Origin of the sequence: Microbacterium sp. (assembly GCF_051953575.1) — a bacterium.
Classification (GTDB): domain Bacteria; phylum Actinomycetota; class Actinomycetes; order Actinomycetales; family Microbacteriaceae; genus Microbacterium.
This window is the reverse complement of record NZ_JBQCIP010000209.1, coordinates 1-12,690: the sequence shown is the minus strand read 5'-3', so window position 1 is coordinate 12,690 and position 12,690 is coordinate 1. Positions and strand designations below refer to the sequence as shown.

General features: G+C 71.3%; 8 protein-coding genes and 2 pseudogenes. 7 read left to right on the top strand and 3 right to left on the bottom strand.

Annotated features, from left to right (window positions below; genetic code table 11):
* Positions 1-184, top strand: a pseudogene (locus tag ACTHNQ_RS12805) (MFS transporter); the annotation flags it as partial.
* Positions 185-221: 37 nt separating this feature from the next.
* On the opposite strand, the gene ACTHNQ_RS12800 reads toward ACTHNQ_RS12805, so the two are convergent.
* Entirely contained in the window at positions 222-1,700 is a 1,479-nt protein-coding gene (locus tag ACTHNQ_RS12800; RefSeq protein WP_440333901.1) for a peptide MFS transporter, read from the bottom strand.
* 314 nt (positions 1,701-2,014) lie between these two features.
* Between ACTHNQ_RS12800 and ACTHNQ_RS12795 the strand changes: the two genes are divergently transcribed.
* On the top strand, positions 2,015-3,277 hold the full coding sequence (locus ACTHNQ_RS12795) for an FAD-dependent oxidoreductase (RefSeq protein ID WP_440333899.1): 1,263 nt from the start codon (positions 2,015-2,017) through the stop codon (positions 3,275-3,277).
* A gap of 3 nt (positions 3,278-3,280) precedes the next feature.
* Here the strand turns inward: ACTHNQ_RS12795 and ACTHNQ_RS12790 are convergent, their stop codons facing one another.
* Positions 3,281-4,681: an MFS transporter gene (locus ACTHNQ_RS12790; RefSeq protein ID WP_440333903.1), complete on the bottom strand. Its 1,401-nt coding sequence runs from the start codon at positions 4,679-4,681 to the stop codon at positions 3,281-3,283.
* A 123-nt stretch (positions 4,682-4,804) separates the two neighbouring features.
* Between ACTHNQ_RS12790 and ACTHNQ_RS12785 the strand changes: the two genes are divergently transcribed.
* The 5 genes from ACTHNQ_RS12785 to ACTHNQ_RS12765 all read left to right on the top strand — a co-directional run bounded on the left by ACTHNQ_RS12785 (position 4,805) and on the right by ACTHNQ_RS12765 (position 8,804).
* Complete coding sequence (locus tag ACTHNQ_RS12785; protein WP_440333898.1) at positions 4,805-5,518, top strand: GNAT family N-acetyltransferase; 714 nt, start codon at positions 4,805-4,807, stop codon at positions 5,516-5,518.
* A gap of 96 nt (positions 5,519-5,614) precedes the next feature.
* Positions 5,615-6,529 (top strand): cyclase family protein, encoded by a 915-nt coding sequence (locus tag ACTHNQ_RS12780; protein ID WP_440333896.1) that lies wholly within the window; start codon positions 5,615-5,617, stop codon positions 6,527-6,529.
* A gap of 73 nt (positions 6,530-6,602) precedes the next feature.
* Positions 6,603-6,767: a hypothetical protein gene (locus ACTHNQ_RS12775; protein ID WP_440333894.1), complete on the top strand. Its 165-nt coding sequence runs from the start codon at positions 6,603-6,605 to the stop codon at positions 6,765-6,767.
* A 38-nt stretch (positions 6,768-6,805) separates the two neighbouring features.
* Complete coding sequence (gene menC, locus ACTHNQ_RS12770; RefSeq protein WP_440333892.1) at positions 6,806-7,939, top strand: o-succinylbenzoate synthase; 1,134 nt, start codon at positions 6,806-6,808, stop codon at positions 7,937-7,939.
* 1 nt (position 7,940) lies between these two features.
* Positions 7,941-8,804: a hypothetical protein gene (locus ACTHNQ_RS12765; protein ID WP_440333890.1), complete on the top strand. Its 864-nt coding sequence runs from the start codon at positions 7,941-7,943 to the stop codon at positions 8,802-8,804.
* Positions 8,805-8,854: 50 nt separating this feature from the next.
* Here ACTHNQ_RS12765 and ACTHNQ_RS12760 read toward each other — a convergent pair.
* Positions 8,855-12,690, bottom strand: a pseudogene (locus ACTHNQ_RS12760) (hypothetical protein); the annotation flags it as partial.

Below are 12,690 nucleotides of genomic sequence, written 5' to 3'. Positions count from 1 at the left end.
AGATCTCGCGAGCGCGGCCATCATCGTGCTGTTCAACGTCGGGATCGCGGCGGGCTCGTGGGCGGGCGGTCAGCTGAGCGGTGCCTTCGGCCCAACGGCCAATCCCGCCGTCTCGAGCGCGGCCGTGCTGGTGGCCGCCCTGCTCGCGGCGGTGGGGGCGGTGCTGACGTCGCGGCGCCGGTGACGACGAGGGGATGCCGGGCGCCCGGCATCCCTCATCGTCAGCGCACGCCGCGCATGAGCTTCAGCACCGGCTTCACGGCAGCCAGCAGGGCGAGGCCGAGGACGATCGCGATGCCGCCGAGGATCGTGAAATACGGGACCTCGTTCTTCGGGTCGTAGAACTGGGCGAGCCACCCGGCGATGGCCGTGCCGAGCGCGATCGACAGGAAGTAGAGCGCGACCATCTGCGTGTGGAACCGCTCGGGGGCGAGCTTGGTCGTCACCGACAGCCCCGGGGGCGAGATGAACAGCTCGGCCACGGTGAACACGAACAGGATCAGCACGATCGCCAGCAGCGGCGTCGAATTGGGGGCGCCGTTGGCCCACGGCAGGAAGAGCAGGAAGGCGAGGCCCATGATCATGGCGCCGAGCGAGAACTTCACCGGGGCCGACGGCGCGCGGTCGCCGAGCTTCGTCCAGATCACGGCGAACACGCCCGACAGGATGATCACGAAGATCGGGTTGATCGAGTTCACCCAGGGGATCGGCATCTCCCAGCCGAAGATCATCCGGTTGAGCCGCTCGTCGGAGTAGATCGTCAGCACCGTGAACTGCTGCTGGTACAGCGACCAGAAGCCGACGTTCACGATGAACAGCGGGATGAAGCCGATCACGCGCGAGCGGGCGTCCCCGCTGATCTGGCGGGACCCGATGATGACCGCGAAGTACGCGATCGCCGCCGCCAGCGTCACGAGGATCACCACGCCGGCGAGGTTGTCGGCACGGATGACTCCCGTGAGCACCAGCACCACGATGACGACGAGTCCCGCCGCCGCGATGCCGATCATGAGCCCGCGACGGTTCGCGGGGAGCGGGTTGGCGACGACGCGGGATGCCGCGGGCAGCTGCTTGCGGCCGAACGAGTATTGGATGAGGCCCAGCGCCATGCCGACGGCGGCAGCGCCGAAGCCCCAGTGGAAGCCGAGGCTGCTCTGCAGCGCGCCGGTCACGATCGGGCCGAGGAAGGCGCCGAGGTTGATGCCGAGGTAGAACAGCGAGAAGCCCGCGTCGCGGCGGGCGTCCTTCGCCGAGTACAGCGTGCCGACGACGGCGGTCGCGTTGGCCTTGAGGCCGCCCGAGCCCACGGCGACGAGGACGAGGCCCACGCCGAGCCCCCACACGTTCGGCAGCAGCGCCAGGGCGATGTGCCCGGCCATGATGACCCAGGCGCTGAAGAACAGCACCCGCTCCGAGCCGAGCAGCCGGTCGGCGACCCACGCGCCGAGGATCGTCGAGAGGTAGACGGTGCCGCCGTAGGCGCCGACGATCCCCGTCGCGGTGGCCTTGTCGATCCCGAGGCCGCCCTCGGCGACCGTGTAGTACATGTAGATGAGCAGGATGCCCTGCATGCCGTAGAAGCTGAACCGCTCCCACATCTCGACGCCGAAGATGTGCGCGAGCGCCCACGGCTGGCCGAAGAACCGGGTGTCGTGGTCGGAGCCGTCGTCAGGAGCGGTCGTGCCGGCGGCTGGGCCCACGCGGCCGGAGGCTCCGCGCGACGCGCCAGCGGCGGGTGGAGGGGCCGTGGGGACCGTCCCGCTCGTGGAGGCCACCGTCCCCGTCCTCGTCGCGTCGGCCGCGGCACGTGCCCCGTCGGGCGGTCCCACCGGGATCTGCTCGGGCTCGCCCTTTCGGCGTCGAGCACGGCCGTCGTCCTGAAATCCCTGATCACGCCCGTCCATGCGCTGGCTCCCGTCGCCCCCCCGGATGACGTCAGGCTAGCGACGACCCGTGCACCGGCGGTAGCCCCCGTACCGCGTACCGGCGCGCCGGCACGCGGTACGGTGCGGGAGTGCGCATCGGGATCATCGGCGGGGGCGCGGCGGGCCTCGCGACCGCCTGGCTGCTGGAGCAGGAGCATGACGTCACGCTGTTCGAGAAGGAGGACCGCTTCGGCGGTCACGCGCACACCGTCGACATCGAAGTGGACGGGCGGACGCTGAGCATCGACGCCGGATTCCAGTTCTTCGCGCGCACCGCCGCCTACGCGACGTTCAACCGGCTGCTCGACGCGCTCCACGTGCCGCGCACGACCTACCCCGCGACACTCACCGTCGCCCGTGACGACGGCACCCGGCCCGTCGCGATGCCCCCCGTGCGCGGATGGCGGCCCGTCTGGGCGTCGCTCACACCGCGCGCGATCGTGGACCTGCTGAGGTTCCGGGCGTTCCTGTCGGGCATCCCCGCCTTCCTCGCCGAGCACGACACGACGATCACGATCTCGGAGTACGTCGAGCGGCGCCGGCTCCCGAAGCGGTTTGTCGACGGCTTCCTCTTCCCGCTGCTGCTCGCGTTCTGGTGCGTCGACCTGGAGGAGTTCCGCGGGTTCGCCGCCTACAACGCGCTGTACTACCTGGGCGCGAACCTGCCGAAGGGCATCACGCCGCCGGCGCAGAGCGAGATCCCCGGCGGTCTGCGCGTCTACGTCGACGCGCTGATCGCCTCGCTCCAGCGAGCGGCTCTGCACGCCGGGTGCCCGGTCGAGTCCGTCGCCCGGGATGCCGACGGCTCGCTGGTCGTCACGGCGGCCGGGGTGCGGCATCCGTTCGACCATCTCGTGTTCGCGTGCGACGCGAGCACGGCGCACGCACTGCTCGCGGGGGTCGCCGACACCGTCGAGGTGCGGACGCAGCTCGCCCGCTTCCGGTACTTCGACACGACCATCGCGATCCACGGCGACGCGCGGCTCATGCCCCGCGACCGCGCCGCGTGGTCGGCCGTGAACGTGCGCACCGACGGGGCGCACAGTCAGCTGTCGATCTGGAGCCCGGCTCGCGGCATCCCCGTCTTCAAGAGCTGGGTGACGTACGACGACGAACCTCCGCAGCCGCTGTACGCCACGGCCACGTACCGGCACGGGCTCATCGACCCGGCGTACTTCGACGCGCAGCGGCGGCTGCGTCCGCTGCAGGGATCGCACGGCATCTCGCTCGCGGGCCTGTACACCGCCGACGCCGATTCGCATGAGAGCGCGATCGTCTCGGCGGTCGCCGTCGCGGAGCGTCTCGCTCCCGATTCGGTGCGGCTCGCGGCGCTCAGGCCGCCCGCCCGCTGACGGTCACTCCGGGAGCGAGGGATGCCGCTCCTCAGGCGCGCGCCGGCGCGGGATGAACAGCGCCACGACGAGGGCGACGACCGCCGCGGCACCGCCGAGCAGGAACGACACGTGGAACGCCTCGGGACCGGGCATGGGCGTGCCGTCGAGGTCGATCGCGTAGGTGGCGAGCACGGCGCCGACGACGGCGGCCGCGGTGCTCGTGCCGAGTGAGCGGAACAGCGCGTTGAGGCCGTTCGACGCACCCGTCTCGGACTGCGGCACCGAGCGCATGATGAGCATCGGCATGGCGGCGTAGCCGAAGCCGATGCCGAACCCGATGCCGATGTTGGCGACGAGGATCTGCCACACCTCGCTCGCGAACAGCAGGGTGAAGCCGTACGTGATGACGAGGGCGATCGCGCCGAGCACGAGCAGCAGCTTGGGGCCGACGGTGCGCGCGAGTCGCCCCGAGAAGGGCGAGAGCACCATCATCACGAGACCCGCCGGCATGACGACGAGGCTCGCGGCGACGAGCGACAGCCCGAAGCCCCCGGCGGTGGTGGGCTGCTCGAGCAGCTGCGGGTACACGACGTTCGACGCGAACAGAGAGAACCCGAACGCGATCGAGGCGAGGTTGGTCAGCAGCACCGGCCGGCGCGCAGCGACGCGCAGGTCGAGGAGGGGATCGGGCGTGCGCAGCTCGTACCAGCCCCACGCCAGCAGCACGACGATGCCGCCCAGCCCGCAGGCGAGCACGGCGGGGGATGCCCAGCCCCACTCGTTGCCGCGCGAGACGGCGAGGAGCACGCCGATGAGGCCGATCGTGAGGCCGGCGGTGCCGAGGTAGTCGAACCGCCCGCCGGTGCGCAGCGCGCTCACCGGCACGATCCACAGCACGAGCACGAACACGATGACGCCGAGCGCCGCCGCGACCCAGAACAGCACATGCCAGTCGCTGCGCTCCGTGATGAAGGCGCTGATCGGCAGGCCGAGCGCGCCGCCGACGCCGAGGGTGGCGCTGATGAGCGCGATGGCCGAGTCGACGCGGTCCTCGTGCAGCACATCGCGCAGGATCGAGATGCCGAGGGGGATCACCCCCGTCACGGCGCCCTGCAGCGTGCGCCCGACGATCACCCCGACGATGCCGGGGGATGCCGCGGCCACGACGGATCCGGCCACCATGACCGCGAGCAGCACGAGCACGATGCGCCTCTTGCCGTACATGTCGCCCAGGCGCCCCGAGATCGGGGTCATCACGGCGGCGGCCAGCAGCGTGGACGTCACGACCCAGGCGGTGTCTTCGCGGCTGGCGTCCAGCAGCTCGGGGAGCTTCGACTGGATCGGCACGACGAGCGTGAACATGAACGACGAGGCCAGGCCGGCGATCGCCAGCACCGCCACGATGGCGCCCTGGCGGGGCATCCGGGTCAGTCGTCTTCTCTCGTCGTCGCCGCCCGTGCCCATCCGTTCAGGCTATCGGCGCTCGCCGACACCGGCTCCGACGCGTGCCTCACGAGTGGGCACCGTCGGGTGCAGACTGGGGGCATGGCCGAGACCGCCACCCCGCCCGGCATCGACATCCGCCCGCTCAACACGGTCGACGAGGTCCACCGCGCCTCCGCGGTGCTCGCCGAGGTGTGGGGCGGCGACCGCGGCGGCATGCCGCCGAACCTGCTGCGCGCGCTCGCGCACTCCGGCAACTACGCGGTCGGCCTGTACGACGGGGAGAGCATGGTGGGGGCGTCCGTCGCGTTCTTCGCGGCGCCCGCCGCGCGCTCGATGCACAGCCACATCACCGGCGTGCTGCCCTCGCACCAGTCGCAGGGACTCGGGCGCGTGCTCAAGCAGCACCAGCGCGAGTGGGCCCTCGCGCGCGACGTCGGCCACATCACATGGACCTTCGACCCGCTCGTCGCCCGCAACGCGCACTTCAACCTGCGGGTGCTCGGCACCCGGGCGACCGAGTACCTCGTCAACCATTACGGACCGATGGACGACGGCGTCAACCGCGGCGACGAGACCGACCGCATCATGGTCTCGTGGGCGCTGGCCGCACCTCCCGCGCCCACCCCCGACGACGACGCCGTGGTGGCGTCGGTCGCGGTGCCGCACGACATCGAGGCGCTGCGCCGGGAGTCCCCGACGGATGCCGCCGCCTGGCGCGCGCGAGTGCGCGACCAGATCGTGGCCCACCTGGCCGAGGGGCTCGTGATCGGCGGTTTCGACGACGAGCGCGGGTATCTGCTGGTGCGTCCCTGATCCGCCGCCGCAGGATTCCTGCCGTCGGCACGAAGTCGCCTGCCAACTCGCGTTGGTGGAGGAACGGGCGGGATGCCGCGCCCCTAGGCTCGCGGCATGCCCGAGTACCGTGCCCATTTCGACTTCGACATCCGCTTCGCCAACGGGGGTGGGCTGTCGGGAGTCGGCTTCCGGCTCGACGTCCCTGCGGCCGGCATCTCCGAGGACGAGCTCGCTCGTCTGCTCATCGCGCACCTGGGTCTCGCGCTCGTCGACGAGGTTAAGCTGCGCGGGGTGCGGATCGTCGAAGAGCCGCACCGCGGGTCCCGCGGTGTCGAGGTGGCGGCATCCGCTCCGCAGACCCGTGTCGTCGACCTCAGCCACCCGATCCGGGCGGGGCTCGTGACCTACCCTGGCCTGCCGGCGCCGACGATCACACCGCACCTGACGCGCGAGGAATCCCGGGCGCGGTACGCGCCGGGCACCGAGTTCGCCATGGACGTCATCCACTTCGTCGGCAACACCGGCACGTATCTCGACTCGCCATTCCATCGCTACGCGGATGGCCGGGATCTCGCCGGCCTCGACCTCGCCTCGCTCGTGGGGCTGCGTGCCGAGGTCTTCCACCTGGAGGACGCGTGGGATGCGGGGCGCCGCGGCATCCGTCCCGAGACGCTCGCCGACCGCGACGTGCGGGGCGCCGCAGTGCTGCTGCACACCGGATGGGACCGCTGGTTCGGTCAGCCGGAGTACGGCGTGGGGGCGCCGTTCCTCACCGGCCAGGCGGCGCAGTGGCTGATCGACGCGGGCGCCGTGCTCGTGGGCATCGACTCGCTCAACATCGACGACACCGAGTCGGGCGGGGAGCGCCCGGCGGACTCGCTGCTGCTGGGCGCGGGCGTGCACGTTGTCGAGCACCTCACCCAGCTCGGCGCGCTGCCCCCGCGCGGCGCGCGCTTCACGGCCGCGCCACCTGCGGTCGAGGGCTTCGGGACGTTCCCGGTGCGCGCCTTCGCCGAGCTGCCCGCCTGACACGCAACAGGCTCGCGCACCCGGGAGGTATCAGAGCGCCCGGCCACGGCTCTTCGGTGAGGAAGGAGGAGCCATGCACGAGCACATCGAGACCCTGATCCTCGCCGCGGGGGATGCCCTGCGGCGAGCGGAACGGCGCCTGACCGAGACCGAGCCGCGCCGGCGTCGTCCTCGTACGGCACGGTCGACGTACATCCCGGTCCGCCGCGACGCGGCGACGCTGCACCTCGCGCACTGAGCCCGGACCGGGTCGACGCCCGGGCGTACGCTGAGCGCATGCCCATCGCCCGGCCCGCGGATCCCGTCACCCTCGAAGGCTTCGAGCTGCGGGTGCTGCACCTGCCGCTCGTGTCGCCCTTCACCACGTCGTTCGGCACCGAGACGGTGCGCGAGGTGATCGTCGTGCGCGCGCTGACCGCCGACGGCGAGGGGTGGGGCGAGATCGTCACGCAGGCCGACCCGCTGTACTCGAGCGAATACACGCAGGGCGCGTGGGACGTCGCGCTGCGGTTCTTCGCGCCGGCACTGCTGGACCGGCGCACGCTGGCGCCGGAAGACGTCGCCGGAGTGCTGGAGCCGTTCAAGGGCCACCGCATGGCGAAGGCCGGCCTGGAGCTGGCGGTGCTCGATTCGGCGCTGCGCGCGGCGGGGCGGCCGCTCGGCGAGTACCTCGGCGCGGTGCGCGACCGCGTGCCGAGCGGCGTGTCGGTGGGGATCCAGCGCGATCCGGCGGCGCTCGTCGACACCGTCGCCGGCTACCTCGACGAGGGCTACGTGCGCATCAAACTCAAGATCCGGCCCGGTCGCGACGTCGACGACACCGCCGCGGTGCGCGACGCGTTCGGCACGATCCCGCTGCAGGTCGACGCGAACTCGGCCTACACGCTCGCCGACGCCGACACCCTCGCCGAGCTCGACCGGTTCGACCTGCTGCTGATCGAGCAGCCGCTGCAGGAGGACGACATCGTCGACCACGCCACGCTCGCCCGGCGCCTGCGCACCCCGGTGTGCCTGGACGAGTCCATCGTGTCCGACAAGGCGGCGGCCGACGCGCTGGCCCTGGGTGCGGCATCCATCCTCAACATCAAGGCCGGCCGCGTCGGGGGCTACCTCGAAGCGGTCCGCATCCACGACCGGTCCCTGGGAGCGGGCGTGCCGGTATGGTGCGGCGGGATGCTCGAGACCGGCATCGGCCGGGCTGCGAACGCCGCGCTCGCCGCGCTGCCGGGTTTCACGCTGCCGGGCGATGTGTCGGCATCCGACCGCTTCTACACGCGCGACATCGTGACCGAGCCCGCCGTCCTGGAGCATGGGCACGTGCGGGTGCCGACAGGGCCCGGCCTGGGCGTGCAGATCGATCCGGTCGCGCTCGACGAGTTCACGGTCGCACGCGAGACGCTCACCCGCTGACATGCGCGCGCGGGGGTGGGTCTGCGGAGCGCTCGCGCTCGTCGCGGCGCTGTCAGGCTGCGCGGCCGAGTCCGACCCCGCCCCGACCCTGCCTGCCGGGGTGACCGTGGAGCTTCAGCAGCTGCGGGCGGACGTCGCGGCCCGGCAGGCCGAGGTGCGCGTGACGAACGGGTCGGACGCCCCGCTCACCATCGGCGACGTGCGTGTCGAGGACCCGCGGTTCAGCGGGCCGTCGACGCGGGTGATCGCCGACCGCGTGAGCACCGTGCCCGCCGGCAGCAGCGTCGACATCCGGGTGCAGCTCGCGCCGGTCGACTGCGATGCGCCGGGTGACGCGTCGGCCCGCGTCGTGCTCGAGCTCGTCGACGACTCCGGGAGCGCCGAGGTCGAGGCATCCGCCCCCGATCCGGTGGGCTTCCTCGCGCCACTGCACGCCCGCGAGTGCGTGCAGAAGCGGGTGACGGATGCCGCCGCCGTCGCCTTCACCGGGTTCACGCCCTCTTCAGCCGGCGAGCCCGCCGCCCTCGAGCTGACCGTCACCCCGACGGGGACGGCGGCGGTCACCGTGGTCGGCCTCGAGCGGACGAACCTCATCGACTTCACCGGCCCGGGCGACGACGAGCTCTACGCGGTGGATGTCGACGTCGCCGCGGGTGACACCGCGCCGATCGTGGTGGAGGTGCCGATCGTACCGTTCCGGTGCGACCCGCACGCCGTGCAGGAGGACAAGCGCGGCACGGTCTTCGACGTGCGCGTCGCCCTCGACGGCGAGCCGGGGGAGTTCGAGCTGTTCGTCGGCGACGACCTGCGCGGCCGCATCCTCACCTGGGTCGGCCAGTGGTGCGGCTTCGGAACCTCGGGCTGACACGGCGACGGCCGGCCACCCCTGAGGGGCGACCGGCCGTCGTCGGCCCGCTACTTCTTGACGGTCACCGTGATGGCCTTCGACGAGGTCGTCCCGGCGGCATTCACGAACTCGGCGACGTACGTGTAGGTGCCGGGAGCGCGTCCGACGACGGCGCTCGCCGCCTGCTGTGCGTTCGGGGATGCAGCGGCAAGCGCCTGCTCGTCGATCAGCGTCCCGTTCTCGTAGAGCCGGTACGACGTGGCGTTCGTGCCCCACCACAGGTTCGCGGTGACGGTGTAGTTGCCGTCCTTGTCGTAGTTGTCGTGCGATAGGACGGGGACGCCGGGTGCGGCATCCTTCACCTTCACCGTGACGGACGTGGTCGCGGTCGTGCCCTTCGCGTTGATCAGCTCGCCCGTGTACACATAAGTGCCGTTGGGCTTGCCGGTCAGGTCGACGGTCGCCAGCTGCGCGGCGGGCGAGTTCGCGTCGAGCAGCTTCGTCGCGATGAGCGCGCCGTTCTCGTACAGCCTGTAGACGGCTCCGTTGACCCCCGACCACAGGTTCATCGACACGGTGTAACGGCCGTCGCTGAGCCCGTTCTCCCAGCCGGAGTCGGACGACAGGATGCCGCGACCCGGCGCCGATCCGGCGCCTTCGTCGTCGAACACCAGCAGCTGCACCGACGCCTGGGCGACCAGGCCGTCGTGGTTCACGGCGTTGACCGTGAGCGTGTGCACGCCGACCTTGCCGGCCAGCGCGATCGCCGCCCCGGGCGCGACGGGTTCGCCGTCGAACGCGATGTCGAGGTTGCGCACCCCCGACTCCGGGTCGTCCGCCGTCACGCCGACGGTGAACGTGCCGGTGCTCGGCAGCAGGGTGCCGTCGGCCGGGACGCTCGAGAGCACCGGGGCCGTGGCATCCACCGCTCCACCCGGGTCGCCGGTGACGGCGATGCGCGGGGCGGCCGGCTGCGTGAACCCGTCGCCGAGGAAGAAGCTCGTCTGCGGGGGCTGGTTGTAGCCGGTGTTCTGCCACGCCACCGAGAGCCGGTAGACCGGATCGTGCATGAGCGTGCGCAGCCGGATCGACGTCTCGTCGGTGGTGGAGAAGATCCGCAGCTCGGTCGAGTCCGCCGAACGCCACGCGATCTCTTCGCGCCAGTCGCCGAACAGGTCCGCCTGCAGGTTGGGCGTGCCCTTGGTGCCGTTGTTGGAGCGGGCTCCGTCGGCCTTCAGGATCACGTCGGTGGTCTCGGTCTGCCAGTTCCACTTTCCGACCGTCGGCACGCCCTCGGACGAGCCGGCGTTCCAGTCGTGGTCGACGATCTCGCGCAGCGGGTCGCCGTCGAACCACGCGAGGAAGTTCGCGGCCGGGATCTCGGTCGAGATCAGCTCGCCGGTCGACGACTTCAGCTGCCCGACGGGCGAGTTCCAGGCGGCGTCGCCGCCGACGGCCCACCCCTCGGCGCCCTCGTATCGCGGGTCGATGTCTGCCGACGCGGCGCGGCCGGTGTCGACCGTCGCGGGGATCGACCACAGGATCTTGCCGGTGCGGGCGTCGCGCATCGTGGCGCCGCGGTTGCCCGACGCGTGCATCTCCTCGTGGGCGGCGAACACCTCCAGCCCCGGGTTCGCCGGCACGAGGTCCGACACGTGGATCGCGTCGCCGTGGCCGAGTCCCGTCGAGTAGAGCAGCGAGCCGTCGTCGTCGACCGTGGCCGAGCCGTAGACGATCTCGTCCTTGGCGTCGCCGTCCACGTCGGCCACCGACAGGTTGTGGTTGCCCATGCCGTAGAAGCCCTCAGCGCCCTCGTCGTTCGAGTCGAGCACCCAGCGCTGGTGCAGCTTCGAGCCGTCGAAGTCGTAGGCGGCCATCACCGCGCGGGTGTAGTACCCGCGGCTGAAGATCGCGCTCGGGTGCTCGCCGTCGAGGTACGCGGTCGCCGCGAGGAACCGGTCGACCCGGTTGCCGTACGTGTCGCCCCATGCCCCGACGTCGTCGCGCGGCGGCACGTAGTCGATCGTGTCGATCGCGGCGCCGATGAGGCCGTCGAACACCGTGAGGTACTCCGGACCGCTCAGGATGTACCCCGAGCTGTTGCGGTAGTCGGCGCTGGCGTTGCCGATCGGCTGCCCGATGCCGTCGATGGTGCCGTCCGCCGTCTTCATCATGACCTCGGCCCGGCCGTCGCCGTCGTAGTCGTAGACCTGGAACTGCGTGTAGTGCGCACCGGCCCGGATGTTCACGCCGAGGTCGATGCGCCACAGGCGTGTGCCGTCGAGCCGGTAGGCGTCCAACAGCACGTTGCCGTTGTAGCCGGCCTGCGAGTTGTCGTGCGAGCGGGCGTCCCACTTCACGATCAGCTCGTACTGCCCGTCGCCGTCCACATCGCCGACACTCGTGTCGTTCGCGGTGTAGCTGTAAGGCTGCCCGTCCTTCGTGTAGCCGTCGGCGGGCTTGTCGAGCGGCACGCTCCGGTATGACCCGTCCTGCACGCCGAACGTCTCGGTCTCGGTCGTCTCGACGCCGGCGAGCACCTTCGTGATGAAGTACGTGGATGCCGCAGAGCCGGACTTGTCGAGATAGTTCGTCGAGTCCGTGATCGGCGTCGTCGTCAGGCGCTTGCCGTCGCGGTACACATGGAACGCGACGCCGTCGGGGTCGGTGCCCAGCATCCGCCACGACACGAGCGTGCCGTCACCTGTCGGCACCGCGGCCGGAGCCCGATCGAGGTATTCGGCCTGCCGCTGCAGCACCGTCACCGCATCCGTCTTCAGCTGCGCGGATGCCGCACCCGCACCGCCCGCATTCACGGCGACCACCGTGTAGAAGTAGGGGATCGTGGTGAGCACCGACGTGTCGGTGTAGCGGTTCGCGTCGGCGACGCCGACGAGATCGCCGCGCTCGCCGTCGACCTCGGAGCGGAACACCAGGTAGTACAGCGCGTTCAGCGGCTGCGACCACGACAGCTCCAGCGACCGCTTGTCGATGCTCTCGACGGCGAGTCCCGTCGGGGCAGCCGGCGGCGCGACCGAGGCGTCGACGAAAGACACCTCGACGGTCTTCGACGGCACCGACTCGAGCTTCGTCTGGTCGACGGCGGTCACGTGGTACGCGTAGTCGAGCCCGACGCGCGCCGAGGTGTCGACGAACGAGGGCTGGTCGACGGATGCCACGAGCACCGGCTTCGCGTCGAACGGCGACGTGCGGTAGACGTTCCACGTCAGGCCGGTCTCGCCGGTCCACGCCAGCGACACGCTGGGGGCCGCCGGGTCGGCGTCGATGCCGGTCACCTGCAGGCCCACCGGTCCGAGCAGGATCGGCGTGATCTCGAGGCCGTTCAGCCGGGTGCCCGCCGCGGCGCCGTACGCCTCGATGTTCAGCTGCCCGTCGGTGACGAGGAACGGGCCGCGCAGGGTCTCGTTGACCGAGCCCTTGCCGGCGTTGCCCGACCCCGCCTCTTTGCCCTCGACGCGGAAGCTCGTCTTGGTGGAGCCGATCCAGTCGCCCGAGTACGTCTTCACCGAGTAGGTGCCGTCGGGCACGTCCAGGGCGAACGTCGACGTGTCGCCGGGCAGCACGAAGTCGCGCACGAGGTCGTTCGAGCCGTCGGCGGCCCCGCGGTCGCGTCCGGCCGACGCGGGCAGGGTGTTGGTGAAGCCGTAGCCGCGCTCGGCGGTGTACGCCGTGTCGGGGTTCACCTCGGTGTACCCCGCCATGAGCGGATTGCCCTTCAGCTGGAAGTCGTACTTGTACCGCGCCTGCTTGGTCGTGAAGGTCACGACCGCGCTCGGTGCCGACTCGCCGCGCCCGTTGACGGCCACGACCTGGTACCGGTAGCCGGTGCCCTCGGCGAGACCCTGCACGATCGAGCTCGTCTGGGTGACCATGCCGACGAGCG